Consider the following 25,966-nt stretch of genomic DNA (forward strand, 5'->3'; position numbering starts at 1 on the left):
CTTCTCAGTCTGACCCGTATCGGAGGTCAGCATCTGCGCCATGACGCCTTCTGGTTGTGTCCAATCCGACCTTCCTTCGTTACCATCGGCATTCATTCACCGGATAGGATGCCTCGCGGATCGCAATCTCGGTGCGAGGCGGCGTAGTCGATTTCGCCGCGCGTAATACCGATATCCATAAGCTCCCTGTCACTTAAGTCGCACAAGTTGGCCAGTAATCTCCGGCGTTTGCGCCACTCCTGAAATGCATTCCAGTATGCTTCGAGAGGACTGTAGACCTGCCGCCTTGCTGTTGCCGGTCCCAGCTCGGTGGTCCCGTGGATCGTGCTCATTGAGGGTGTCCTGTCTGGACTGCTCACTAGGACGGAAGTTGCCGCAAGAGGTGCCGGCGCGCTTAACTGGTGGCTTACATTTCTCTTACCGGCGGCTTATTCTTCATGCGCTAATACAGAGGCGGCCCCGAGAAGGAATGGCAGCTTGCGCTATCTTTTCGAGGAATACGCATTCGACACCGACCGGCGCGAGCTGCAGCGGGGCACTGATGCGGTGTCGATCACACCGCAGGTTTTTGACCTGCTCGATTACCTGATCCGCAACAGGGAGCGGGTTGTAAGCAAGGACGACCTCGTCAACGCCATTTGGAATGGTCGCAGCGTATCTGACGCGGCGTTGACGACCCGCCTGAATGCCGCGCGAAGCGCGATCGGCGATTCCGGTGAGGCACAGCGCCTGATCAAGACGTTACCGCGCAAGGGTTTTCGTTTCATCGGCACGGTCCGCGAGGTGAACCAGCTTTCCGGCGCGGCGGCGATCTTGAGCCGCGATATTGAATTCACGGAAGCCCCCCTCCCACTACCCGACAAGCCCTCGATTGCTGTGCTGCCGTTCGAGAACATGAGTGGTGATGCCGAGCAGGAGTATTTTGCCGACGGAATAGTGGAGGAGATCATCACGGCGCTTTCGCGGTTCAAGTCCCTGTTCGTTATCGCCCGAAATTCAAGTTTCACCTTCAAGGGCCGAGCTGTAGACATCAAGGAGGTCGGGCGCAGGCTCGGTGTGCGCTATGTGCTTGAAGGGTCTGTGCGCAAGGCCGCAGGAAAAGTTCGCATCGCAGGACAATTGATCGATGCAGCCACAGGGGCTCATGTCTGGGCGGACAGATACGAACGTGACCTGACAGACGTCTTCGTTCTCCAAGATGAAATCACGCTAGCGGTTGTCTCCGCCATTCAGCCGAAGCTGCTCCAAACGGAGATCGCAATGGCGACGCGGCGGCGACCGGAGAATCTCACCGCCTATGATTTTTACCTCCGGGCCGTGGGCGAGTTCCGTTCGATGACCCGCGAAAGCTTTGCCGAGGCGATAAGGCTGGCTCATCGCGCCTTGGAGCTCGACCCTCGGCTCGGTCTGGCTGCCGGCCTGGCAGGTAACTGTCACGCGCTCAACGTCGTCTTCGGCTTTGCTGTCGATCCTCAATTCGAGCGCCGAGAGGCACTTCGACTTGCTCGCCTCGCATTGAGCATCGACGACGGTGATGCAGACACGTTAGCATCCGCCAGCTTTATCTCGGCAATCATGATCGGCGCTGGGCAAACCGAGATCGAAATGGCGAACCGTGCGGTCGCTCTTAACCCGAATGCATTTCAAGCCTTGGTCTGCAGAGGTCACGTCTACAGGATTGCGGGGTTACCCGAGGAAGCAATCCTCAGCTTTGAACATGCCGTCCGCATGAGCCCATTAGATCCGGTGCTGCACGCGGTGATGGCCGGGATAGGGATGGCCTTGATTGAGCTTGGTCGCTTTGAGGAGGCCGTCGAAGCAGGAAAGAAGGCCGAGCGTCAGAACGCCTCCTATTCATCAACTTACCGCTGCCTCGCGTCCGCATACGCCCATCTCGGACGGGATGCGGAGTCACGCGAAGCGGCGGCACGTCTGCTTGAGCTCGACGCCGCCTTTAACATATCAGGGTGGATAGCCCGGGGCGGGCAATCGAACGCGAAGCTGCTGATCGAGGGGCTCCGGAAAGCGGGGTTACCCGAATAGCAGTCCTATTTTGGCGAGATGATGCACTAGCGGCCCTGCAAGCGCCGCGCATGAGTCGGGTTTTGGCCCTTTGCGGCCGTGCTCGCGCGTTTCGGCGGCGTCCGCTCCTAGCGGCTAAACGGACCTAGCCTTTTCCCTACGCGGGTCTCCACCACCTTTCGAACCGCGGCCTCGGAGGTGCCGAAGGACGGTTCGGCGGTGAGGTTCATGTCGCAGTGACGGGCACCTAGGCTGCGAGATCGAACGTCGCAATCAGAGCACGGACCTCGCCCGCCAATTGGCGATAGTGCTCGCTCGCTCGCAAATAAAAGCCCCGATTGCTCTCATTTGCCCTCTTGGCAATCAATTCGCATTCAGCAGCAAGGCTCTCATACCGCTCTACCTTGGCTTGAAAATCCCTCATCCGAGCCACCCAACTAGTTACAAACAAGGGGGCCGACGTTATTCGCGGATTTGTGGCGCGGCAAGAGGATTGAACCATGCTGCATTGCAAATTCGAATGCTCTGCCCGCCGCTCAGAACGGTCGGCGCGCCGGTGAGGCCGGACGGCATCATTCTGCCGCATGCATGCCTTGCTCCGTCGGCTCATAACGAAACCCGCGCTTCACGAGCCAGCCACCCTCGACCATTCTCCGTGCCAAGGGCATGGCGCACACGGGCTGATTGCCGCCGGGGGTGATAAAGACCGTCAATGCACTCGACGAGAAGGGCGTACACGCGCGCGAGCCGCAAGGGCTCGAGCATTCCGGGGAGTAGAACGACCGGGTCGTCCTTCATGCCTCAGGCAAGTGGCTGGATGGGCAGTCGTTCCCGAACTCCTCGTATAACGGCTCTGCCTATCTCGGCCCCCGCCACTAAAGGCGCACGGGAGCATCGCCTCAAATCGGCGAACGTTAGTGCAACACGCGAGCGGCTTCTGCCAGCCGGACCTTCTCTCGTAAATCCTCGAGTTCCTGAAGCATTTTCAGGAGATCCGGCAGGACGGTTGCCCGCTTCAAAATTCGAGTCGTTTGTCCCATCGCTACACGCCTCCATGGCTCGCAACGGCGAGCCACATCAAGGCGCACACACGCAAATTTTCCCCTGCAGGCGGAATTGCATTTTTAACAAATTTGCTGAGCGGCGTCGGCGCGGTGGCATTCACTGGGCGCGGTGCGTGCGGCGAGAGATTTTGCAAGGCTGCAGAATCGGTCGCCTATCCTGAGGGAAGAACGGTTTATGGCCCATTGCTTCCATTAGCGCGTCGCGGCGAGTTGTCCGGGGTCGGGGCAAAGCGGAAGCACCCCACCGCAGGCCAATCGGCGCTGTTGACCCGAAGCGGACATGCTGTTGCAATCTTCGAACTCTCTTTCGGCGGACAAAGACTGCGCGGCTCGTCTGAGGTCAGCTCTAAGCCAGTATACGCACGAGCAACTGGAACAATGTCCAAGCGATCTGATTGAAGTGTGTTATGGCTTGGCTGGGATTTGCACGGAGTATTCCTGGCGAAGCGTGGTGATAGTCAGGGAAGGTGCTTCACATGGATGACGAACGAAAAGCTGGGAAACGGGCCGCTGAAGGCTTGCGCGAGGCGACTGCTAAGGAAGAAGCGAAAAACGAGAGCAAGACGGGACACGATCTAGCGAAGGGCGCTGATCGCTTCGAAGAACGCTCTAAAAGCTCCGATGGAAGAAGCGCAAAAGAGAAACAAAAAGGGTGAATGTACCACGGCAGACCAAGCGCTGCGTTTCGATGGACCTCCCATGCGAGCCACCGGGACCGATGGTTGGCTGTGGTGATCAACTGTTAGCCCAGTTGGCTATTAGGCAAGGCTCTCTAGGGTCCGCGTCGCCTTCTGGCTCGTTGCCGATCTGCGCTCGAAGAGCAGAAAGATCTGCTTGCAGGAGATGAGTCCGATCAAGGTGAAGCAGCCCGCCACGACCGTGCTCGACACGAAAACCTCGCTTGCACCAGCAAGCGCCGCACTCGCGCTCCTATGTGGACAGCGATACCGCCGACATCATCACCAATCATTTCGCGATCGGGGGCCTAGTAAACGCACTGTCGGACCCAGTAGCCACCGCTGACCCGTATCCACTGGCATGGACTCGGCGGGGGCTCTTTGATGATCGGCCACCCGTGAATATCGATGTTTGTTGGCGCGGTGATGCCGCGCCAAAAGACGGCATTTGCTTCGGAGGAATGGAAGACCAAAGCTCCGGCGAAGCAGGTAGCGGCTACACGGCACAGCAGGAAACGGCTCATTTGTCTGATCCCGGCGAGACGTTGGACCCTTGCCGATGCTACGCGAGCCGCAGGGTTTCATCCACACCCACGGCGACCAGTCTGCCGCTCCGGGGGCGCTCCCAACGTAGAATTACGGGCTGTTGGCGCTACGTTGCGTTGCGAAGTGCACGCTTGTGAGACCAGGCGCTTCGGTTTCGAATTCGGGTCCTTCGAAACAGTTCGTTAGCTTTCATGTGGCTTGCTGGGAGCGTGCCGATTACCGCCGATCGCGGCACATTGGAATGGGAATGCCGGCCCCGGCTGTTTCTCCCAACCTGCGGCTGGGGCCGTTTTGAACTTTTCGCTGCATCGTTCAACCCGGTCCACAACCATGTTTAGAGGCATTGCTATCGCGCTATTTGGAATGAGCATGCTTTCGCAGCTCGATCGCGCGCTCTTCCACGGCCGCAATACTGACGCCGCGCTGAGGCTGATACGGGACGTTGGCCAAGGTTTCGGGCTGTAGGTCCGCCCGCGCTGCCTTCAAGATCGCTCGGGGACTACTTCTTCAACAGCAGTCCCAACGTTCGCGCCATGCGCCTCACCGATCCGGCGTGGCGGCCGAGTTCGGCGGCTATCTTTGAGGCGCCAACTCCCTGTCGGGCCAGCGTGATCAACCGTCGGACCTCCTGCTCGGCCCATTGTTTTGGCTTCGGAGTTTTCATGATGCGGCGCTCGATCCGCACCAGTTAACCAGCGAGCGAAATTGCCGACACTTGGGAAATTTACGGGTGGACTTCCTGCCTGAGGCCGCCCCTCGCTTTTAAACGGCAGTTTCGATGCTTGTCGGCTATTGCCCGTAAACCGGGCGTAGGGCTGCGCTTGCCACGACCGCCGCTTGTGACCCCCCAGCTGCCCTTCGCTGCTACAGACACTCGACGGCGATAGCCCCGTATGAGGCAATGAGCCTGACGTATTGAAAGCCGATTTTTGGCTATGGTAGATTGCCAGTTTATCCCGATTGCTTTGATCCGTCTTAGTAGTGCTTTTTGTACTGTGGAGGACATTTATGCGAAGCTCTCGCGCAATGCTTTATCGGCAACAACTTGGCGAACTCGCCTCTCAGCTCTCAGAACTGGAAGATCTTCGAAGCCTGGTCGAAGATGCAGAGCGCGTCGCCCGAGGTGCGCCCGCATTGCGCTCTAGACGCCATGCTTCGCACCGCCTCCGAGGTCGTGATCGCGGCGCCCTGTCTGTCCGCCTCCGCTGCTACACGCCACCAGGCAGAAATGCAGGAGGTCTCAGGGTCCCTCAGAACGACAACTTAATCGATTGGATGTTGCTTGAGCCATTTCCCGACGGATGGTGGGCTTCCCCCTAAAGCTCTTCAACGGCTGCCAGTAAATCAAGTTTTCTCGTCTGCTTGTGGGCCCTAGTGTGGCCGTGCCGCCTTGCTTTAAGCAAGCGGCGAAGCCGGAAACTTCGCGGGCGGGACAGGCATAGGCGCGGCTGAGAGTCCGCCGCGCCGGTGCCATGATTGTAGCCGCGCCTAGGCTGCCTGCCGCATGCGTTCGATGCTCCGAGTTATATGATTTCCGGCATCGTCCGCCACCTTCAGAGACAAGTCCGCCATCCGGCGGCTGGTATCCAACGCACTCCTGATCGTGTCGCGCATCAGATCGGTTTGCACAGCGGCCAAATCGTGAGGAGTGCGGCAGTTCCAGAGTTCATTCGTGCGGTCCATGGTCCTCTCGATCTGCTGTCGAACGAAATCGAAGCACTCACGCGATGCACCATTCATTCCTTTGGCGACTGCAGTCGTAGAGTATATGATTGCTTCGGCATTGCGGACCGAGCGTTCCGCTGCCTGCTGCGCCTCATTGCCGGTCAAACCGAACGTGCGACCCAGCTGATCAGTCGAGCGACCCATCATGGCCGCAGCCATGTCGAGTCCGAAGCGCCAAGCGTTTTGCAACATCTCGGTATTCTGTCGCAAGAGATGGCCGCTGGCTTGCGCCACCTCCTCCCCCGCCTCGGCGGTGGCCAAGCCGATCCGCCTGGTCTGCTCGGCGGTCCTCTCGCCGGCGCGGCGGATTGTGTCTTCAGGGCTTTGGGTGGGTTTTTCCTCTGGGCGTGGATTGGCCATTTCGTTGCTCCATCGTTCTTGTTGGTGAGGTCGGATCGCTATGCGCTTCGTCACATGCGATCCTTAGCGAGCAAACGTGAGCAATTCTGCGCCGTTCCGGACCGAGCGATCTTTTAATCAATCCTCCGCGATTGCGCGCAGGAACGAGCACTTCAACTTCCAATTATTCCTTGGTTTGGCTCGTCTGCTCGCGCTGCGGATCAGACGTTTCTTGGTCCTAACTCAAGGCTCAGTCATGACCACCGCTGAAACCGTCCTGCTCATCGTTATCTTGATGTTGGCGCTTCTCGTCATCGGCAACATCGGCTTCTCCAAACTGGCCGAGCGAAGAAATCCGCCTATCGGCAAGTTTCTCGAGTGCGACGGCGTGGTACTCCACTATATCGATCGGGGCGATCCCGCGGCCCCTTGCGTCGTGCTGCTTCATGGCAACGGATCCATGATCCAGGACTTCATAATCGGTGGGCTGGTCGATCTTCTTGCCCGCAGCAATCGCGTGGTGTGCTTTGACCGTCCGGGCTTTGGCTATAGTCAGCGGCCGCGGCTCCGAGTATGGAGCGCAGCGGCTCAAGCAGCTCTGCTGGTGAAGGGACTCGAGCAACTCGGGATCCGCGATCCTGTGGTGCTGGGCCATTCTTGGGGCGCCTTGGTCGCTATCGCTCTCGGGATGCGGAAGGATTATCCGATCCGGGGTCTTGTGCTTGCGTCCGGCTACTACTTCCCGACCATCCGATTGGATGTGTGGTTGATGTCAGGTCCGGCCATACCGGTCTTGGGCGACTTGGTCAGCTACACTGTCGCGCCGATCATCTCCTGGGCCATGTTGCCGGGAGCCTTCCGCAAGATTTTCGCGCCCCGGTCCGTCCCGTCGACATTCAAGAACGAATTTCCAGCGTCTCTCGTTCTCAGGCCCACACAATTGAGAGCGGCTGCGGAGGAAAGCGCACTCCTCATTCCAACTGCAACACAGTTCCAAGCCCACTATTCGACCATGAGCCCCCGCGTGAAAATCTTCCATGGAGCAGAGGACCAGGTGATCGAACAGAAACAAGCTCGAGATTTACATCAGGCGCTGCCTCGGTCCGATCTTCACCTGGTTCCGAATGCCGGACATATGGTCACGCACGCAGACCCCGTTGCCATTGCGGAAGCCGTCAATTCAATGACGAGATAGGAGGAGGGAGGGGTTGTCTAGTTGGCCTATCCTCCGGCTCAACAGCCTGTCTGAGCTCACTTGGATCCTCAGAGTAATCGAACAACGCATCCGACATGGTGCCATCCCAGGCATTCTCGAGCTGTGGCTCGATTAAATGTTAATATATAATCAGCTACTTTAAATAAATTAAATGCTGGACGAGATTTAAATTTGGATTAGAATGAGAACCGCTTGGCGCCGGATGAACGCGTCAAGGACCTCCTAGAAGCGGCCCCCATCATCCCGCCCTGCCAGCCCTGTTCCAGGGATGCAAGGGCCGCTTCTAGGGCAAAATGTGAGCCAGATCATGCACTTGTCACTAGGTGATTTGTTTCTCATCTCCGCAGGAACCGGTACGCTCCTACTGATTGAGCTCGGAGTATTGATCATCGTGGGTGTGATCTGAGCCAATGGAGAAGAGCGTAGGGACGTTCTGAGGGCCAGCTCCATATCACGTCTCCTTGTAGGTTTGTTCGGCCTCGATCGCGCGGAGCAGGGCGGCAAGGCTGGGATATTCCAAGCCATTGCGGACGTAGCGGTCGCGAGGAGATCTTCGCCGGGGGCGAGCAGCTTCGCGTAAGTTCCGCTTTCGTGAAGCATCAGCCAGCCCTACTCGACCGCATAGGCAATGCCCAGCGAGAGAGAAAGCGGCCTAGCCCATGTATTGCCTGCGATATTCCGCCGGCGTCATGTTCATCTGCCGGCGGAAGATTCGATTGAGGTGACTCTGATCTGAAAATCCGCTCAGCAGCGCGATCTCTTTCAACGCCAGGCGATCCTTGCGCAGATACTGGCACGCGCGTTCCACCTTGCGGCTCAAGACAAAGGCGTGTGGCCGCATTCCATAATGCACATGGAATTTGCGTGCGAACTGAACGGGCGAGCAGTTGCAGATATTGGCCAATTCCTCGAGCGTAATGTTTCTCGAGATGTTTTGTTCGATATAGTCCTCGATCAGTCTTGCATGGGCAGGCCTGAAACGCCCCTGTGAACAGGGCAATTTGAACTGCACCGAGGCATATCTTCGCAGGACGTGCACGCTGGCCTGAAGCGCCAGCGCATCGTAGCAGAGCCGGCCACCGGGGCCCCCCGCCGCAACCTCCTGCACCATCTGATCACCAATCCAGGTCAGGATTGGGTCTTCGACCTTGAGCAAGTCGTGGAGTTCGACGTGTTGCGCATCGCGATCGAACGCCTCGCTTGCAGTCTTCGCCATAAACGCCGGTGAAATGTAGAAATGACTGACCTCGATATCCTGGCTCCATCGCCAGTTCGAGCCTTCCGCGCGCGTGAGCAGCGTCGTGATGCCGCGGCCGACGTGATCCTGCTTCCAGGCCCCGGTAACCCTGCGGTTCATCGCTGTCGCGCCCTCGCGGTAGAGGACGATCAGATAGTTCTCGGACGGGGGCACCCAGATGTCAGACGGTGCATAGCGGAACACCCGTAGCCGAAAATCGGCCTTTCCCACCGCGGAGCTGTCCAACATCAGTTCGCCAGGAGCGTAGCGCGGCAGCTCCTCGACCGTGATGAATTGGCCCATCGCGCAAGCCTCCCTCCCTGGATTCTGGGAAGCGTTAGCCGCTTTTTTCTCTCATTGGCCGGATGGCAACCGCGCAGCATAAGCTGGTTTTGTCATTTGCCAAGCGAGTTGCACCAGGAACTGCGGCCCTCGCGGCGCGGCGCCACCCACGTCGTTCAAAGGATTGTCGGTTTCGTTCAAGCCGCGAGCGTCAGCACGCTCGTAGGCTGTCTCGCGTTTCAGGCATGAGCGGAGAGAGCGGCGCAAACGGGTGAAACCGCCCCTTCGATCTGTCGAAACGGAAAATGATGCGATGCACCACCACCCGACCACGCGACGGGTGGGCAAGGCCGTGCGCACTCAGAAAACATCAAGGAGGGAAATATGGCGGAAGACGCGACCAAGTCCAACGGAGGCAACGGCGCGCATGTGACGGCGCGCTTCGATGCGGTGGTGATCGGAGCCGGCGTCGCCGGACTCTATGCGCTCTACCGTCTGCGCGAGCAGGGGTTGAAGGTGATGGCGATTGACGCAGCCCCCGGCGTCGGCGGCACCTGGTATTGGAATCGCTATCCCGGCGCGCGCTTCGATTCGGAAGCCTATATTTATCAGTATCTCTTCTCCGAGGAGCTCTACAAGGGATGGAGCTGGAGCGAGAAATTCCCGGGCCAGCCGGAAATCGAACGTTGGCTGAACTACGTCGCCGACCGTCTGGATCTCCGCAAGGACATCCAGTTCAGTACCACGGTCAATAGCGCGCATTTCAACGAGGCAACCCACCGCTGGCTGGTCACGACCGAGAAGGGTGACGTGATCGACACCCAGTTCCTGGTTACCTGCTGCGGCATGCTCTCGGCCCCACACGTGTCCTTTCCAGGTCAAGAGACATTCAAGGGGCAGTTGTTTCACACGGCGCGCTGGCCGAAGCAGCCGGTCGACCTCGCAGGCAAGCGTGTCGGCGTCATTGGTAACGGCGCGACAGGCATTCAGGTCATACAGACAATCGCCGGCGAGGTCGGCCATCTCAAAGTGTTCATCCGCACCCCGCAATACATCATCCCGATGAAGAATCCGAAATACGGCGCGGCCGATGTCGAGGCCTATAAGTCGAAGTTCACGTCGTTCACCGAGCGCCTGCCGCACACCTTTACCGGGTTCGAATACGACTTCGAGCACACCTGGGCAGGTCTCACCCCGGAGCGTCGCCGAGAGGTACTCCAGGCTTGCTGGGATGACGGCTCCCTGAAGCTGTGGATATCGTCCTTCGCCGAGCTGTTTTTTGACCCCGAGGTCAACGCCGAGATCTCCGAATTCGTGCGCGAGAAGATGCGCGAGCGGCTCAAGGATTCGAAGCTGTGCGAAGCCCTAATTCCGACCGATTATGGCTTCGGGACGCACCGTGTGCCACTGGAGCAAAAGTTTCTCGAAGCCTTCCATCGTCCGAATGTCGAGATCGTCGGCGTCAAATCCAACCCGATCGAACGTGTGACGCCTGCGGGCATCCAGACGGCCGACGGAACGATCCACGAGCTCGACATCATCATTCTGGCAACCGGATTCGACGCCGGAACCGGTGCGTTGACGCGCATCGATATCAGGGGTCGGGGGGGCCGTTCGCTGAAGGAAGACTGGAGCAGGGACATCCGCACGACGATGGGTCTGCAGGTTCACGGCTACCCGAATCTCTTCACCACCGCCGTGCCGCTCGCGCCTTCGGCGGCGCTCTGCAACATGACGACATGCCTGCAGCAGCAGGTCGAATGGATCGACGGTTGCATCAGGTACATGCGCAGCAAGAGCCTTGACGTCGTCGAGCCGACGAAGGACGCCGAGGACAGCTGGGTGGCGCATCACGATGAGATCGCCAATGCGACGCTGATCGCCAAGACCAATTCCTGGTACTTGGGCTCGAATGTCGAAGGCAAGCCGCGCCGCGTTCTGTCCTATTGCGGCGGTGTCGGCAGTTATCGCCAGAAATGCGACGAGGTCGCCGCGAATGGCTACCAAGGCTTTGCGATGCAGAGTCCTCGCGAAGCCGCCACGGAGAACGTCATTTAGATGCAGAGGGAGGAGACCATGAACACGAATTTCACTGCAGCGGCTGACGCCGTTCTCAACGATGTCGTTACATCCACTCCGCGCGTGCCCGGTGTCGTCGCGATGGTGACGAACCGCCATCGCAACATCTACGAAGGCGCTGCCGGCAAGCGCCGTCTCGACCGACCGGCCGAGATGACAACCGACAGCATCTTCGCCATCTTTTCCACGACCAAGGCAATCACCGCCACGGCGGTCCTGCAGCTCGTCGAAGAGGGCAAGCTCGATCTCGACACGCCCGCCAAGCGCTACGCGCCCGAGATCGGCAAGCTCCAGGTCATCGAGGGTTTTGATGCCCAGGGCGAGCCGATCCTGCGTGCGCCCAAACGCGACATCACCACGCGCATGCTGATGGTCCATACCGCAGGTCTCAGCTACGACTTCATCAACCACACCTATAACCGTCTGGCCCAGGAAAAGGGTCAGCCAAGCGTCATCACCGCTTCCAAGGCCTGCCTGATGACTCCGCTGCTTTTCGATCCCGGCGAACGGTGGGAATACGGAACCAATCTTGACTGGTGCGGTCAGATCGTCGAGGCCATCAGGGGGTGCCGGCTCGGCGAGGTATTCCAGACTCGGATTTTCGAGCCGCTACGCATGAAGGAGACGACGTTCGAGCTGACCGATGCGATGCGCCAGAGGCTCGCCGGGATCCATGCGCGAGGCGCCGACGGGTCGCTCACACCGATGGATTTCGAACTGCCTGCCAAGCCCGAAGTGCACATGGGTGGCCACGGCCTTTACAGCACGATCGGCGACTACATGCGTTTCATCCGCATGTGGCTGAATGACGGCGTGGGCGAGCACGGCCGGGTGTTGAAAGCGGAGACCGTCCGCATGGCGGAAAAGAACCAACTGGGTGACAAGAAGGTGACGCCGATCACGGGCGTCATCCCGTCGCTGTGCAATGATGCCGAGTTCTTCCCCGGCCAGTCCAAGTCTTGGGCGCTGAGCTTCATGGTCAATGATGAAGAAGCTCCCACTGGCCGTCCTGCCGGCGCGCTCGGTTGGGCTGGCCTTGCCAACCTGTTTTACTGGATCGATCGCCAGAACGGCTTTGGCGGGTTCTGGGCTACACAGATTCTTCCCTTCGGTGATCCGGCGTCGTTTATCGGCTACATGAATTTTGAGACGGCATTTTACCAGAGCCTGAAACAGCGAATGGTAAGTTAGCGACTGGCCTGATCTCCTTCGCACGCGGCCACAGCGGCCGCGTGCGATTGTTCCGCATTTGGCCCGTGGCTGACTTCCCCTCTTAGGCTCGCACCGTCCGCTTCCGAGGGCTGAGCGGAAGCCATCGCCGGAGCCGCCGAGGGCAGCCTTTGACCCAATTCGGAGCTGGACGGGCGCCACTGCGGTTCAACTACGGCAGTTCTTTTGTCGCCGTAAAGGGATTGAACCCGCGTTCTGCAAGAGCAGCCCACGAAGCAGCGCCAAGATGTGGCAATCGGAAATAGAGTCGTGGCTTGGCCGGATCGGTATCCAGCATGAACCCGGTCGGTAGCGCTCGGACACTTGTGGCATAGAACCCGCCATCCGGCGACCTCTGAGAGTCGATGACAGCGATCAACGATTTTGCCTCCGCAGCCCTGCCGAGCAATTTCAGCAAGAGAGCCATTTGGCTTGTCCCTTCGGTCCACACACCATCTCGGTCTTCACCGTAAGAAAAGCCCTCGTCGACTCTCATTCGCTGTTCGGCGGTCGTAATGGCCGACGCAAATTTCCTCGCCGCTCCGGGGAGCGCCGTTAACGGCCAGACTTGAGCATCAAGGGCCAAAATCGGATTGCGCGTGACGCCGTCTTCGGCGGTTCCTGCGGCGAAACAGCCGCATGCCGGATCCCACATCGTATCCACGAAGCGCTCAGCAGCTGTTGCCATGTCACGCCAGCGCGAATCGCCTGTACGGGTTGCAAGAAGGCCAAACGCGGCGGCGAGGTCGGTATTGTGTTCAGTCGATTTCCATGTCCGCAACTCGGGCGTCGGTTCGTGCCCAAACGTACCGCCCGTGAAACCGCCAGTCCCGCGCCCGTCGGCCCATTGCGCGACCCAGGTGCCAAGCCGTGCTGCACCATCGCGGAATCGAGAGCCGGTGTTCACATCATCAATCGACAGCAACGCCAACATGGCCCACGCGATGTTACCGTTATCGCTGCCGACCTGATATCGATCCTCCAACCACTTGTTCTGCGTGTTGTCCCACCACCCCGGAAGCTTGACAGGGCCATTCGTCACCACACCCCCGGCGTAAGCGTTCCGGAGCCGTCCATCATGCCAGCTCCGGTCGTTGTCGATGGCCCAGAGAATCGCCGCGCCGATGCGACGTGCCTTGTCTTGCTCACCGCAACCGACCAATGCGATGGCGGCCACCGCATTGTCATAGAGGTATGCGGCGCCATGCAGAGGCCCCGAGTTCACGGTCGGATAGCTGGGCAAGAACAACGGCCCTGGCGGTGCCTTATCGATGAGACCAGCGAGGTACCCGCATGCAGACGCTTCTGATGTTGCCAAAGCCCGTCGTGGAGTGGCGACCACAATGATTATGAAAGTCGTTAGGATGCATACCAAGGAAGTTATTCGGGCCACTTGTCGTTCTCCGGGTGGCGGCTGATCTTATACCTATCGGCGATGTCTGGAAGTGGCCCCGCGGCTGACTTCAGTCCAGAGCGCGGGGATGTCCGCTTCATTGCGTTCAATGCTCGTAGAAATTGATTTGCTAAGCTATTCTTGTCGGGTTGTGGGAGCACGCAATGTCGAAAGCAATTGCCGTCTTGGGCTCCGCTCTGTTCTTCGTCATTGCGCCGTTGGTGCTGGCAGGCTTCGTCCCTTGGTGGGTCACGCAGTGGGAATTTCGGCCAGCTTTTTTCGGCGTCGATCTAACCCGCATCCTCGGCGGTATATTGATCATCGTCGGAGTGCCCGGACTCGTGGATTCATTTGCCCGTTTTGCGCTGGAAGGGCTGGGGACGCCCGCCCCGATCGCGCCGACACAAACGCTCGTAGTGACTGGGCTTTATCGCTACGTGCGAAATCCCATCTACATCGCGGTCGTCGCAGTCATTTTTGGTCAGGCCCTTTTGTTTGGTGATTGGCGACTCCTCTGGTACGGCGCGCTACTCTGGCTTTTTTTCCATGTCTTTGTGGTGATTTACGAAGAACCGACGCTCGAGCGAACATTTGGCACGGAGTACGAGAGCTTTCGGGCTAATGTGCCACGCTGGATTCCGCGGGTAACGCCATGGCGAGCCGCATAAAAGGATCGCTGCATTATGAGGACCGAATTTGGCCCGCTGGAGACCGTCCGCCGGCGCTCAACACGTCCCTCCACCAGAACCAACCGGAAGTCACCGCTGACGCGTAGCGACGCGCTGGACCCTCAACGGGCATTTATGGGGTCTGTTCCCACCAATATGCTTAAGGATATAATCTGGCCAGCCTCCAGTCGGACTGCTGCTAGGTTCAGACCCATGAAGCGGTGGCGCTCAGTCAGCATTATCTGCATGGTTGTCACTGCGGGCCTGCTGGGTGCCGGGGCCCTTGTTGGTGGCCAGTCACGCGTGCCGACAGAAGCCATAGCGTCCTCGGTAACACGTACACCGGAGCTTATGGAACGCGCGTGGCACCTGCCAGTTGCAGCTACATTCCACAGGAACGTTAACTGGCAGTCAAATAGCTCTCGTTGCGGACCTGCAGCTGTTGCGAATGCGTATAGGTCGCTCGGCGAGGCGGCAAGCACGGAGGGCAAGGTGTTGGCTGGCACCGGGCGGTGCTGGACAGGCTTATGCATCCTGGGTCTCACGCTTGACGAGCTCGCCGAGGTCGCGGGGACCAACACGAGCCGCAAAGTCACTGTCTTGCGTGATCTCAGCGAGGACCAGTTTCTGGAGCATCTGCGTCGCTCCAACGATCCAGGCCGACGCTACATCGTGAATTTCAATCGCGCGCAAATTTTTGGTGCTGGTGTTGGACATCATTCGCCCATTGGCGGCTATCTGGAAGCCGACGATCTAGTTTTCGTGCTCGATGTCAATTCCAGCTACCAGCCATGGCTAGTCGAGCGAAAACGACTGTTCGCAGCTGTAAATACGTACGATGGCGACAAGAAGCGCGGGCTGCTGCTGATCGAGTAATTGCAAATCTCTGCGGTCTGTCACGTATAGCCTTGAGCTGAAGAAGGCGAGCGAGGCGGTGGAGGTGACCAAGCGGTCGAATAACAAGGTTGCGAGCTGCTGCCTTGCGATGGGTCTGCTCGTGGCCCGTTTGAGATATGCCGACCGGCGGCGGACATGTCCGTTCACCGGGGTCGACCGGAAGTCATCGCGGCAAGGCTAAGCCGACGCGAAGGACCCAAAGCCGTCCTGAGCGCCGACTAGTCGGTTCAGCGAGCAGCCGCTTGAACTTCTCCATCGCATCCTTTCTAATTGCATCTTTCTGATCAATAAGGTGCAACATGCCAAAGGGTTACTGGGTTGTTTTTGCGGACGTGAATGATCCTGAAGGCTACAAGAGCTATATCGCGGCAAATGCCAAAGCGCTTGCGAAGTACGGGGCCCGCTTCCTAGCGCGGGGCGGCAAAGTCGAGCCAAAAGAGGGCAAACCACGGTCGCGAGTGATCGTCCTAGAGTTTCCGACCTATAGCGCGGCATTGGAGTGCTACAACTCGCCCGAATATGTCGCCGCAATGAAAGAGCGCGAAGGCAGGTCGGTTTGGGACATGGCGATTACCGAGGGTTATGAAGGCCCGCAGCCATCATAGGAGTGGGCTCCAGCACTTTGTTGATCAAAGCCCTGATGTCCGCTTCTGGTCCTGGCCGTGTAAAAACTCAAGAATCGAAACGCAGCGAAGAATGATATTTTCAAGTCCGACCTCCAAGTTTAATCCGCTTGCGCCTTGAGCGTCTAAAGCGGCCTTCGACGAATAATTTCTTCTATCGCGATTGAGCGTCTTCGCGTTTTCACACAGCCAAGGTCCCTAGCCGAACAAGGCCGCGGCATTATGGTGTCCGCTATCGCTGGTAGACCGGCCGCGGGCCGTGCTCGCTTCGACCACCGGTCGTGACCCCACATCGCATTAGGCTGTTCGCGTAGGTAGGCTAATGGTGTGGTCCTGCCGCCTTGCCTTGGGCATGTGGCTTGGCGACGTCGCGAATGCAATCGCGAACGCTTGCGCGACCGCGCTCAGCATTCGACCCTTCAAGGTGAAGACCGCCGTTGGCAGGTGCCACCGCGGCAATGCGACGAATAGTGCCTTCGGCACATCGGCTCCGGCCCGAACCGCAGCGCCCAGCCAGTCCTGATGGAGGACGCTCGCAAAGGGGCGGTCGCAGAAAAGCTACCGCCGGCGCGCGACCGCGACGCCAAACAGGAAAGCGACGAACAGGCTCGCAAGCGGTGCTTCGCGCGTGATCGCGGCGACTGTCGCGAGTGCCCCGCCGGGCTTGCGCGATTCCTCGACTGCGGAGGTCAGGCGGTCGACCGCTGCGTGCAGGCCTCCGGCGACTTCACCGATGGTGCGGGATACGTCCGCGGCCGTATCGATGGCACGCTCGGCCATGCCGGGCTGGGACGTGGATTGCGGTATCTCCGTGCTCAAGGGCGCGACCTCCAGGCGTGTTGATGGAAGCCGGCACCTTTGGCTATCCGCGCGAGCGCTCGTTCTGAACAGCGGGTCTTGATGACCTTTGGCTATCCGCGACAGGCGCCGTGATTGACGGCGGGTGCCGGCCTTGGATGGGCAATTCAGCGCAGGGAATTTTGTTCCTGATCATATGCCGGCCGCGGCGCGCTCCCCGGGAAACGACGGGTGCGAATCTCTGTTAGGCTGGGTCAACCTTGCTGATGTCAGGAGGCAGCCGTGACCGACCGGACCATGACGGATCGAGCCCGGCGCATCGCCTTGCTCGGTGCTCCCATCGACATGGGGGCTTCGCAACGCGGCACCTTGATGGGGCCCGCGGCGCTGCGCACCGCCGGCCTTGCGACATTGCTGGAAAGCCTTGATTTCGAGGTCGTTGATTATGGCGATCTGTCGGTAGCCGAAGTCCTGGACCTCACCGACAGGCCGCCCGAAATGGCCAATCACTACCGCGAAATCCAGCGCTGGACCCGCGTCCTGAGCCGCAGAGGCTATGAGATCGCGACAAGTGGTGCGCTGCCGATCTTTCTCGGCGGCGATCACACGCTGTCGATGGGGTCGGTCAATGCCATGGCGCGTCATTGGCAGGAGCGCGGCCGCGAACTCTTCGTGCTCTGGCTCGACGCCCATGCCGACTACAACACGCCGGAGACGACGATCACCGCGAACATGCACGGCATGTCAGCCGCGTTCCTGTGCGGCGAGCCGGGCCTTGACGGCCTGCTCGGCGACGATCCGCGCGCTTCGATTCTCCCGGACAAACTCGATCTGTTCGGCGCGCGTTCGATCGACAAGCTCGAAAAGGAGCTGATGCGCTCGCGCCGGATCAGGATCGTCGACATGCGCCAGATCGACGAGTTCGGCGTCGCCGTCCTGATCCGCCGCGTCATCGAGCGCGTCAAGGCGAGCAATGGCGTGCTGCATGTCAGCTTCGATGTCGATTTCCTCGATCCCTGCGTGGCGCCGGGCGTCGGCACCACCGTGCCGGGTGGTGCCACCTATCGCGAGGCGCACCTGATCATGGAGCTGCTGCACGATTCCGGCGTGGTCGGATCGGTCGACATCGTCGAACTCAATCCGTTCCTGGACGAGCGCGGTCGGACCGCGCGCACCGCGGTCGAGCTGATCGGCAGCCTGTTCGGCCAGCAGATCACAGACCGGCCGACGCCGAGCAATGCCATCGCGCCGGGCGAGTGAAGCGGCGCCTAGGCGACAGCTGACAGCTCGATCCTCATTACGGGAAAAAGTGGCAATACCTCGGAACCTTGCCGTGATTGGTGGGTTCTCGCAGGCCGCGCGCTGCGGCGCGGAGTGGCCGTCATGCCGATCATTCGATACTTCGTCTTTGTCGGCGGGCTGCTCCTGGCGCTGATCTTCGCGGCGGAGCACTATCTTCCGGCGCCGCTGGCACGGGCCGATACGCCCGAACCCGCCAAAACGACGATCCGGATCCGATCGGCGACACCTCTTCCGGAGAAGATCGTGTTCGACACTCGACCGCGTGCCGACCTTGCGCAGATCGCGCAGGCCGAGCCGCCGCTCGAAGCGCCGCCGCAGCCGATTCGCGAAGCGATGGCCGCCATGCCTGCAGCACTTCCTGCCAAGACCAAGCAAGAGCCGCCCGCCGGTCGATCCTGGCAGAGCCGCCCGCAGGCCAAGCGTTCGGCAAGGCTATCGAGACGAGCGCCCGGACCGCGGCTGGCTTTCGAGAGGCACGGCCCCTTCTTCGGAGATTGGTGAGCGAAACCGCCCCCTTCAAGAGAAAGGCCCGGACCATTCGAGCGCGGCCCGCGACGCGCCGAGCCAAGGCAATCTGACCTAGAGGCAATCCGATCAAGTCGCCCTGAATCATCAAATGGTCGAAGACCGGGAAAAAGCGGAAACCTTGGAAGCTGTCCTTGAGTTGGCACGCGACGAGGTTCGGTTTTCCGGAGAGCGGGGATGGTCGACGACATCGTCTTGAAGAACGCCGCGGACACCGCCTGGACAGTGTACCGGGCGCGGCATCCCGAGGTCGCTGCCGACGACACCCGGCGCTGTCTGCTGGAACGCCATCTGCAGAGGAGATGGGAAGAGCACCGAAGCGATACCGAAGAGCTTGCCTGCTTCGGGATAGCCTACCTGCACCGACTTCCCAGGGATGAATGTTGAGGTGCTTGAAGATGCTGGTTGTCCGCCTGGCCCGCGCGAGCACGAGGCCGAGTTGGACCCTGCTCGCGATTTCATTTCTCATCTCAGCGATCATCGTGATGGCTTTGCGCGTCGTGTTCGACGCTTAGAGCTTGCGCCCAGAGTGCCCAGCCGGGAACAAGTGGAATATCCAGACGTTCTTGGGCGGGCATCCATCGGGATGCCGGTTCACTGGAGGAGACGACGATGAAAACCACTTTTGCCGCAGCTCTGATCGGCAGCGCTTTGATCAGCGGCGCCGCGTTGGCGCAATCCGCCCAGCCGGCTGATCAAGCGGCGCCGGCTGCCACCGCGCGGCCGGCCGACAAGATGATGCTGAAGGACAATTGGCGCGCCTCGAAGCTCATGGGCCTGAACGTCTATAACGAGGCCAATGAGAAGCTCGGCGACATCAACGAGCTGCTCGTCGACAAGAGCGGCAAGATCAACGCAGTGGTGATCGGCATCGGCGGCTTCCTGGGGATGGGCGAGCACGATATCGCCGTCTCCATCGACAAGCTGAAGTTCATGGAAGAGCCGGTCCGGACCAGCTCGACCAGCAACTCGCCCGCCTCGCGCGAGACCACAACCGGTGCGGCATCGACGAATGCCACGAGCCGCAACACCAATGATTGGGTACCCGACCATGCGGTCATGAGCGGAAACAAGGAGCAGTTGAAGGCGCTCCCGCAGTTCAAGTATTCGGACTATAACTAAAGACCGATTGCTGATGGATCCGAGGGCCTCCGAATGGAGGCCCTCTTTCGTTGGGCTCTTGCACTCCGGTTTCTTTGCGCGAACCGGGGAACCTGCTCACGGCAGGGGAACCGGAGGGCGCTCGACCGAATTAACCTGCGAGAGGAAAAATGCGGATCCTTCGATGACAAATGCTAGCCTCGCGCATTCCATCCCCAACGCTCTCCGCCATCCCGGCGTGATCGCGCTGATCGTGGCGGGTGTGACGATTGCGGCCATGCTGATCGTCGACCACGGGCCGTGGAGCCGAGCCAAGACACAGCCGGCCCATGTCGCGATGTTTGCGACCACGGGCGAAGCGGCACGGGCCGCCGGCGCCATGGTGCTCCCGACCGATCCGAAGTCGCCGATCGAGCCGCAGCGGCCGAAGACCTCTCCGACCGTCAATCCCGTGACGCCCTAAAAGCGCGATGGAATGAGGCTTGATCGTTCCAATGATGGAGGTGCGCTCCCTCTCCCGCAAGCGGGAGAGGCTGCACCGAGCCCGTGGTAATCGACTCGACCTAAAGCCATTCCCCTCAGCTCTTGCGACCGTAGTTGAGGAGGCCGCCACTCGTCTTCGGCGGATGGGCCCGCAAGGCTTCCTCGTTCGGTTCGGTGCCCCAACCAGGCCGGTTCGGGATGACGAGATGCCCGTTCTCGATCTCCGGCTCGTGCGTGAACAGCTCGCGATCCCAGGACAGACGATCGATGTCGATCTCCATGATGCGCAGGTTCGGCACCGCGGCGCAGAAATGCGCGTTCATCATCGAACAGAGATGGCCGTAGAAATTGTGCGGGGCGACGTTGACCTCGAAGGCTTCGGCCGCCGCGGCGATCTTCATCGACTGCCAGACCCCGTTCCAGGGCGTGTCGATGATCGCGACGTCCATGGCCTGCGCCTGGAAATAGGGCAGGAATTCACGCAAGGAGAGCAGCGTCTCGCAGGACGAGATCGGGTGCGGGCTTTGCCGGCGGATATAGCCGAGGGCTTCCGGATTGAAGCTGTCGATCTCGACCCAGAACATGTCGAGGTCGGCAATGGTGCGCAGGATCTTCAGATAGCCTTCGGTCTTGGCGTTGAAGTTGCAGTCGAGCAGGATGTCGACGTCGGGGCCGGCGCCGTCGCGGATGGCTTCCAGATGCATGTGCAGGTCGCGCAGGATCTTGCGGTCGACGTTGATCTCGGGCGCGAAAGGTGAGCCGAAGCCGGGGCGCCAGCCGGTCGGCCTGCCCTCGTCATAGGAGAAGATGTTGGTCTTGAGCGCGGTGAACTTCTTCTCGCGCACTTCGCGCCCCATGGCCTTGACGCCGTCGAGACTTTCGATCGGCGGCTTGTACCAGGACGGGTGGTTGATGCGCCAGGTGGCGCAATGCGACCAGTAGACCCTGACGCGATCGCGGATCTTGCCGCCGAGCAGCTCATAGCAGGGAACACCGAGGGTTTTCGCCTTGGCATCGAGCAGCGCGTTCTCGATCGCACCGAGCGCTTGCGCCACCACGCCGCCGGCCGCGGGACGCGTCGCCGCGAACAATTCGGCAAAGATGCGCTCGTGCTGGAAGACGTTTTGCCCGATGACCCGGGCGGAGAGGCGCTGGATCGCGGCGCCGACGCCGGGCGAGCCAAAGCCTTCGTCGAATTCGCTCCAGCCGACGATGCCGTCCTCGGTCTTCAGCTTGACGAAATGATAGCTTCTCCAGCCGGCATCGCAGGCGAGGATTTCGAGGCTTGTTGCTTTTGAGGATTTGGTCATGTCGCTCCCTACTCGCCCGGCCGGGCTTCTTTTTTTCGACCCGATCTCAGGCCGGGCCCGGACCGCATTGTTAGGCCAAGCGCGCGGCGGCGGGAAGGGCGCTAGGATGCAACGCGGCAGCGCGTCCGAAGCAGCGCTTGCGTCAGCCAATCACCGACGAGCCGAGCAAAGCGAGAACGGCGAGCGCCATCAGCGCGGTGCCGAGCCAGCCCAGCGCGATCAGCCAGGAGCGGGCCCTGAAGCGGCCCATGATCGCGCGGCTCGAGACGATCAGCATCATCATCGCCATGATGGGGACGGCGACGATGCCGTTGAGCACCGCGCTCCACACCAGCATGTGGATCGAGTCGATGCCGGTGAAGCCGAGGCCGAAGCCGATGAGGGTCGCCGCGGCGATGATGGTGTAGAAGCCGGCCGCTTCGTCCGGCTTGGCCTCCAGCGTGGCGCGCCAGCCGAAGATCTCGGCAACGCCGTAGGCGGCCGAGCCCGCCAGCACCGGAATCGCGAGCAGGCCCGTGCCGATGATCCCGGTCGCAAACAGGGCGAAGGTGAAATCGCCCGCGAGCGGCCGCAGCGCTTCGGCCGCTTCCGTCGCCGAGCCGATATTGGTGACGCCGTTGGCGTGCAGGACCGATGCGGTGGTCAGGATGATGAAGAAGGCGATGCCGTTGGAGAGCAGCATGCCGGAGACCGTGTCCATCTTGATGCGGTCGAGCTCGTGACCGCCGCCGCGCTTGAGCTCGCGAAGCGGCTTGTCGCGCTTGCCCTGGTTCATCTCCTCGACCTCCTGCGAGGCCTGCCAGAAGAACAGATAGGGGCTGATGGTGGTGCCGAGCACGGCGACCACCATGAGGAGATAGTCGCTGCTGACGTTTACCTTCGGCCACACCGCGGCGAGCAGCGCCGTGCTCCAGGGAATCTGCACCGTGAAGGCGGTCGCGACATAGGCGAACAGCGCCAGTGTGAGGAATTTCAACACCGGCGAATAGCGGCGATAGGGCAGGAACACCTGCAGCAGGGTCGAGCCCGCCGCGAAGATCAGCGCGTGCTCGTGGTTGAGGCCGCCGATCACGAGCGAGAGCGCCTCGGCCATCGCGGCGATGTCGGCGGCGATGTTGAACGTGTTCGCGGCGACCAGCATCGAGACCAGCGCCAGCACCGCCCAACGCGGCGCGACCCGAATGACGTTGGCGGCGAGCCCCTTGCCGGTGACGCGGCCGATCTGCGCGCTGACGAGCTGGATCGCGATCATGAACGGCGTGGTGAGAAACGCCGTCCACAACAGACCATAGCCGAATTGGGCGCCGGCCTGCGAATAGGTGGCGATGCCGGACGGATCGTCGTCGGCAGCTCCGGTGATGAGGCCGGGCCCCAAGCGTTGCAGCAGCGTTGGCGCGGATTTCGTCGGAGTGAGGGCGCTGTCGCTCATAAACGGGCTCGAACGGTGCGGACGTCGTCATAGCAAATGCGAATCAAGGAACATAAGTTCCCGCTGCCGCCGCCGGCGGCTGATTTTCGAAAATGCTAAGTGAGTTTGCTCCGTCGGGCAAAACAGGTCTAGATTGCCATCATCGGCTACTTGATGCTGACGAACATGCCCCAGGCGGCGGCCAGTGCGGCGCCGGTGAAGAGGACCACCGGATTGTTGCAGAACGTGCTGCCATAGCTGCACACGTCCGCACCGAACTGGCCGAGCTCGTGACGGCTCGCGGAATAGAACAGTCCCGACAGCACCAGCAATGCAGCGGCGACGTAGTACATGGGAGATCTCTCCGGCTTGCCCCGTCCAGGCGACATGTCCCAGCATGAGGCGAAGAGATTTCTTCGCCCAATCCGCTTTGCGGCATTTGAGACAAAGTTAAAAGGCCCCGCATCGCGGGGCCTTTGTCGTGTCGGAGGTTTGCTGCCCTATCGCCGCGAGCCCACGCCGTAGAGTTCGCGCTCGCGGCCGATATCCTCCGGCGACAGCGGCGGGCTGGCGGCGTCGAAGTCGGTCCAGCCGGACTTCTGCCAGGCCGCGCTGCGCTCTTGAAGGTTGACCGATCGCTCGTGCAGAAGCGCATCGAGGCGCGCGCGGTCCTGGTCCGGCACCTTCGCGGACACCAGCGTGCCGCCGCGGCGGACGCCCTCGGCATAACGCGATGCGTCTTCCCTGGAGACGCCGGCCTCGGTCAGGGCGCCGATGATTCCGCCCGTGGCCGCGCCGGCAGCCGCGCCTGCCGCAGTCGAGGCGAGCCATCCGGCCGCGACCACCGGGCCGAGGCCGGGGATGGCCAACAGGCCAAGACCCGCGAGCAGGCCGGCGGCGCCGCCGAGCCCGGCGCCGATGCCGGCACCCGTACCGGCGCCTTCGGCGCGATCGTCGACGCCGTCGCGGTCACGATCGACCTTGCCGGAGCGTGAGCCGTACCAATTGTCCGAATTGTTGGCGACGAGGCTGATGTCGGAGTGCGGCACGCCGGCGCTTTCGAGCCGGGCCACGGCCCGCTCGGCATCGGCGTAATTGTCGTACAGGCGAGAGATGGTGGTCGTCATGTCTGGATCTCCTGAAATTCGCGGATTACTTGGCGGGGTTGACGTTGCCCTGGAAGTCGACGCTGACGTCGGTCTTGGTGCCGGCCTTGTCGGCCTTGCCGCGCCAGACGCCGTTGTCGTCCTTCTGCAGGCCCGAGACGTTGGAATATCCCGCGCCCTCGATCCGCGATTTCGCCTGTCCTTCGGTGAAGCTGTTGCGGCCCGCGACCGGTGCGTTGGAGTTGTTCTGGTCGGAGCTGTTGACCGCGTTGTTGCCCGGCCCGCTTTGCGCCGGCTGCGACTGGGCGCCCGCGGGCACCGACCCGAGCAGCAACAAGGTTGCGGCCAGCACTGTCAGACGTTTCATGTTGTTGTCTCCTGCAAGTGATTGTGCCGGCGACAACAGGTGAGATTCGAAATGGTTGCTGTCGTTTTGGAGGAGTTTGCTGCGGCGCTTTGGCCGCGACAATGTCGACCGAGCTGCGGCCGTCGCTCGACCGACGCCTGCTACTTCGAAGATTGCACAGACTCGGCCTGGCCCTTGGTGGGCTCCCACGGCGCCGGAAGGATCACGCGAATGGGACGGGCTTCGGTGGCAGTTTGAACCACCGGTGGAGCCTGATCCTTGACGGGCTCAGCCAGCGCCACGCTGATCAGCGCAGCGAGCACCGCCAGGGAAGTCGTCACGAGCCGCAAGTCGAGCATCGAAGCCTCCTGTTCGCGCACCAACGCAATCAGCCGGAATTGGTTCGGCGGATGACCGGGAACAACTGGCAATTAGTCGGGTTTGTAAAAGACACGCCTGGATCGACCGGGCTACTGGAGGAGGACAAAGTGAATATCAAAGCAATCATTGCTGCCGCCGTGCTGACGTCAGTTGCGGCTCCCGCTTTTGCGCAAACGTTCTACGTGGTTCAGGACGTCAAGACCAAGAAGTGCACCATCACCGAGTCGAAGCCGACGACCACGGAAACGACGGTCGTCAGCGGCGACACCGTGTACAAGACCAGGTCGGAAGCCGAGACCGGCATGAAGTCCGTCAAGGTCTGCACCTCGAACTGAGGAGGCAAGCGATGCCCGTACTTCTGCTTTGGGCCGTCCCGGCCGTGATCGTTCTCGGCGGCGGCATCTATCTGATCGGCCACATGCACTGAGACGAAGGTCTCACCCGAGCCTTGTGCTCGAAACCAAGCCCGCGCGGAGCAATCCGCCGCGGGCTTAACTTTTGCTAAGTTCACCTCGCAAAGCCCGTGCTATGGCCCGTCCGCCACGGATAGGAACTTGGTCCGTCTCGGCCGATTGTCGTCGCACTTGAATGACGGGTGAGCCAGCTCCGACCATGCAATCACGCTATCCCTTGCTGAAGAGGTGGACAGCGGACGAGCATGAGCGGCTGAAAGCGCTGGCCGAAGCCGGACGCCGGCCCGACGAGATTGCGGCAGAGCTCAATCGGAGCGAAGCGGCGGTGCGGGTGCGGGCCTGGCAGCACGGCATTGCGCTAGGCACCGGCACTTCGAAGCGCGGCAAATAGCGCGCGCTGGTGCGGACTAGTCAACGCTCGGTCAGCGGGTCGATGTCTGCTTTACCCGCGACGCGGCGGCCTTGCGCTGAACGCTTCACGATCTCGGCGCGCACCGGCGCCCGCGAGAGTCACATGCTGTCGGGGGCGGTGCCTGCTGCTGGAATCTCACGCGCGGATTGATATCGCAATAGCTGGTCCACCGTCCCGATGCCGAAGCCAGGCACTGCTCCCTCGTCTCGTACATGCATTCGCCGGGGGGGCCAGCATGGCCACCGAAGACGCACCAGGGATAATCGCGGGCGTTTGCTGCTGAAGAAAGCCCCATCAGCAGGACCCCAATAAGCAAAGCGAGTCGCATTTGACCCTCCATCATTTAGAGCCGACGGATTATAGAACATCCCGGAAAGGGGTGGAGCCTCAAAAGGCAACCCGCA

The 25,966-nt window shown here is 60.8% G+C and carries 27 protein-coding genes; 15 read left to right on the top strand and 12 right to left on the bottom strand.

What is annotated here, in order from left to right; translation table 11 throughout:
* Positions 1 to 92: 92 nt before the first annotated feature.
* Positions 93 to 332: a DUF1127 domain-containing protein gene (locus ACNJYD_RS12205; protein WP_439366507.1), complete on the bottom strand. Its 240-nt coding sequence runs from the start codon at positions 330 to 332 to the stop codon at positions 93 to 95.
* Positions 333 to 477: 145 nt separating this feature from the next.
* On the opposite strand from ACNJYD_RS12205, the gene ACNJYD_RS12210 reads away from it, so the two are divergent.
* Positions 478 to 2,043 carry a winged helix-turn-helix domain-containing tetratricopeptide repeat protein gene (locus tag ACNJYD_RS12210; RefSeq protein ID WP_439366508.1) on the top strand — a complete coding sequence of 522 codons (1,566 nt, stop codon included), beginning with the start codon at positions 478 to 480 and terminating at the stop codon, positions 2,041 to 2,043.
* 1,519 nt (positions 2,044 to 3,562) lie between these two features.
* Entirely contained in the window at positions 3,563 to 3,742 is a 180-nt protein-coding gene (locus ACNJYD_RS12215; protein WP_172785485.1) for a hypothetical protein, read from the top strand.
* A gap of 2,055 nt (positions 3,743 to 5,797) precedes the next feature.
* Here ACNJYD_RS12215 and ACNJYD_RS12220 read toward each other — a convergent pair.
* Positions 5,798 to 6,394 (bottom strand): phasin family protein, encoded by a 597-nt coding sequence (locus tag ACNJYD_RS12220; protein ID WP_439366509.1) that lies wholly within the window; start codon positions 6,392 to 6,394, stop codon positions 5,798 to 5,800.
* Positions 6,395 to 6,470: 76 nt separating this feature from the next.
* Between ACNJYD_RS12220 and ACNJYD_RS12225 the strand changes: the two genes are divergently transcribed.
* On the top strand, positions 6,471 to 7,568 hold the full coding sequence (locus ACNJYD_RS12225) for an alpha/beta fold hydrolase (protein WP_439366510.1): 1,098 nt from the start codon (positions 6,471 to 6,473) through the stop codon (positions 7,566 to 7,568).
* A gap of 673 nt (positions 7,569 to 8,241) precedes the next feature.
* Here the strand turns inward: ACNJYD_RS12225 and ACNJYD_RS12230 are convergent.
* Positions 8,242 to 9,129 (bottom strand): helix-turn-helix domain-containing protein, encoded by an 888-nt coding sequence (locus ACNJYD_RS12230; RefSeq protein ID WP_212255369.1) that lies wholly within the window; start codon positions 9,127 to 9,129, stop codon positions 8,242 to 8,244.
* Positions 9,130 to 9,492: 363 nt separating this feature from the next.
* On the opposite strand from ACNJYD_RS12230, the gene ACNJYD_RS12235 reads away from it, so the two are divergent.
* Positions 9,493 to 11,166, top strand: a complete 1,674-nt coding sequence (locus ACNJYD_RS12235; protein ID WP_212255371.1) for a flavin-containing monooxygenase — start codon at positions 9,493 to 9,495, stop codon at positions 11,164 to 11,166.
* A gap of 18 nt (positions 11,167 to 11,184) precedes the next feature.
* Positions 11,185 to 12,378 (top strand): serine hydrolase domain-containing protein, encoded by a 1,194-nt coding sequence (locus ACNJYD_RS12240; protein ID WP_212255373.1) that lies wholly within the window; start codon positions 11,185 to 11,187, stop codon positions 12,376 to 12,378.
* Between the two features lie 190 nt (positions 12,379 to 12,568).
* On the opposite strand, the gene ACNJYD_RS12245 is transcribed toward ACNJYD_RS12240, so the two are convergent.
* On the bottom strand, positions 12,569 to 13,573 hold the full coding sequence (locus ACNJYD_RS12245; protein WP_349628390.1) for a hypothetical protein: 1,005 nt from the start codon (positions 13,571 to 13,573) through the stop codon (positions 12,569 to 12,571).
* 380 nt (positions 13,574 to 13,953) lie between these two features.
* Between ACNJYD_RS12245 and ACNJYD_RS12250 the strand changes: the two genes are divergently transcribed.
* The 3 genes from ACNJYD_RS12250 (at position 13,954) to ACNJYD_RS12260 (ending at position 15,959) form a co-directional block, all read left to right on the top strand.
* On the top strand, positions 13,954 to 14,457 hold the full coding sequence (locus ACNJYD_RS12250; protein WP_212255377.1) for a methyltransferase family protein: 504 nt from the start codon (positions 13,954 to 13,956) through the stop codon (positions 14,455 to 14,457).
* 213 nt (positions 14,458 to 14,670) lie between these two features.
* The gene (locus tag ACNJYD_RS12255) at positions 14,671 to 15,333 is read left to right on the top strand and encodes a phytochelatin synthase family protein (protein ID WP_172785477.1); all 663 of its coding nucleotides are present in this window, start codon (positions 14,671 to 14,673) and stop codon (positions 15,331 to 15,333) included.
* A gap of 320 nt (positions 15,334 to 15,653) precedes the next feature.
* A complete protein-coding gene (locus ACNJYD_RS12260) occupies positions 15,654 to 15,959 on the top strand; it encodes a DUF1330 domain-containing protein (protein WP_212255379.1) in 306 nt (101 codons plus the stop codon).
* Between the two features lie 576 nt (positions 15,960 to 16,535).
* Here ACNJYD_RS12260 and ACNJYD_RS12265 read toward each other — a convergent pair.
* A complete protein-coding gene (locus ACNJYD_RS12265; protein ID WP_172785475.1) occupies positions 16,536 to 16,796 on the bottom strand; it encodes a hypothetical protein in 261 nt (86 codons plus the stop codon).
* A 261-nt stretch (positions 16,797 to 17,057) separates the two neighbouring features.
* On the opposite strand from ACNJYD_RS12265, the gene rocF reads away from it, so the two are divergent.
* From rocF to ACNJYD_RS12290, 5 genes are all read left to right on the top strand, one after another.
* On the top strand, positions 17,058 to 18,035 hold the full coding sequence (rocF, locus tag ACNJYD_RS12270) for an arginase (protein WP_212255381.1): 978 nt from the start codon (positions 17,058 to 17,060) through the stop codon (positions 18,033 to 18,035).
* A gap of 123 nt (positions 18,036 to 18,158) precedes the next feature.
* A complete protein-coding gene (locus ACNJYD_RS12275; RefSeq protein WP_439366511.1) occupies positions 18,159 to 18,578 on the top strand; it encodes a hypothetical protein in 420 nt (139 codons plus the stop codon).
* A gap of 201 nt (positions 18,579 to 18,779) precedes the next feature.
* Positions 18,780 to 18,989 carry a hypothetical protein gene (locus ACNJYD_RS12280; protein WP_439366512.1) on the top strand — a complete coding sequence of 70 codons (210 nt, stop codon included), beginning with the start codon at positions 18,780 to 18,782 and terminating at the stop codon, positions 18,987 to 18,989.
* Between the two features lie 225 nt (positions 18,990 to 19,214).
* Positions 19,215 to 19,724, top strand: coding sequence for a PRC-barrel domain-containing protein (locus ACNJYD_RS12285; protein WP_172785471.1), 510 nt, complete (start codon positions 19,215 to 19,217; stop codon positions 19,722 to 19,724).
* 163 nt (positions 19,725 to 19,887) lie between these two features.
* Entirely contained in the window at positions 19,888 to 20,166 is a 279-nt protein-coding gene (locus tag ACNJYD_RS12290; protein WP_172785470.1) for a hypothetical protein, read from the top strand.
* A 115-nt stretch (positions 20,167 to 20,281) separates the two neighbouring features.
* Here the strand turns inward: ACNJYD_RS12290 and ACNJYD_RS12295 are convergent, their stop codons facing one another.
* The 6 genes from ACNJYD_RS12295 to ACNJYD_RS12320 form a co-directional block, all read right to left on the bottom strand.
* Positions 20,282 to 21,496: a mandelate racemase/muconate lactonizing enzyme family protein gene (locus ACNJYD_RS12295; RefSeq protein ID WP_439366513.1), complete on the bottom strand. Its 1,215-nt coding sequence runs from the start codon at positions 21,494 to 21,496 to the stop codon at positions 20,282 to 20,284.
* Between the two features lie 142 nt (positions 21,497 to 21,638).
* The gene (locus ACNJYD_RS12300; RefSeq protein WP_439366514.1) at positions 21,639 to 22,925 is read right to left on the bottom strand and encodes an NRAMP family divalent metal transporter; all 1,287 of its coding nucleotides are present in this window, start codon (positions 22,923 to 22,925) and stop codon (positions 21,639 to 21,641) included.
* Positions 22,926 to 23,071: 146 nt separating this feature from the next.
* Positions 23,072 to 23,257: a hypothetical protein gene (locus ACNJYD_RS12305; protein ID WP_025037635.1), complete on the bottom strand. Its 186-nt coding sequence runs from the start codon at positions 23,255 to 23,257 to the stop codon at positions 23,072 to 23,074.
* Between the two features lie 147 nt (positions 23,258 to 23,404).
* Positions 23,405 to 24,031, bottom strand: coding sequence for a hypothetical protein (locus ACNJYD_RS12310; RefSeq protein WP_212255388.1), 627 nt, complete (start codon positions 24,029 to 24,031; stop codon positions 23,405 to 23,407).
* Positions 24,032 to 24,056: 25 nt separating this feature from the next.
* Positions 24,057 to 24,377, bottom strand: coding sequence for a hypothetical protein (locus ACNJYD_RS12315; protein ID WP_172785466.1), 321 nt, complete (start codon positions 24,375 to 24,377; stop codon positions 24,057 to 24,059).
* A 140-nt stretch (positions 24,378 to 24,517) separates the two neighbouring features.
* Positions 24,518 to 24,715: a hypothetical protein gene (locus ACNJYD_RS12320; RefSeq protein ID WP_172785465.1), complete on the bottom strand. Its 198-nt coding sequence runs from the start codon at positions 24,713 to 24,715 to the stop codon at positions 24,518 to 24,520.
* 129 nt (positions 24,716 to 24,844) lie between these two features.
* Between ACNJYD_RS12320 and ACNJYD_RS12325 the strand changes: the two genes are divergently transcribed.
* Both ACNJYD_RS12325 and ACNJYD_RS12330 read left to right on the top strand, forming a co-directional pair.
* Positions 24,845 to 25,072, top strand: a complete 228-nt coding sequence (locus ACNJYD_RS12325; protein WP_172785464.1) for a hypothetical protein — start codon at positions 24,845 to 24,847, stop codon at positions 25,070 to 25,072.
* 277 nt (positions 25,073 to 25,349) lie between these two features.
* A complete protein-coding gene (locus ACNJYD_RS12330) occupies positions 25,350 to 25,541 on the top strand; it encodes a Myb-like DNA-binding domain-containing protein (protein ID WP_172785463.1) in 192 nt (63 codons plus the stop codon).
* A gap of 85 nt (positions 25,542 to 25,626) precedes the next feature.
* Here the strand turns inward: ACNJYD_RS12330 and ACNJYD_RS12335 are convergent, their stop codons facing one another.
* Entirely contained in the window at positions 25,627 to 25,905 is a 279-nt protein-coding gene (locus ACNJYD_RS12335) for a DUF3551 domain-containing protein (RefSeq protein WP_172785462.1), read from the bottom strand.
* Positions 25,906 to 25,966: the final 61 nt, after the last annotated feature.

It is taken from the genome of Bradyrhizobium sp. SPXBL-02 (assembly GCF_051853065.1).
GTDB lineage: Bacteria > Pseudomonadota > Alphaproteobacteria > Rhizobiales > Xanthobacteraceae > Bradyrhizobium.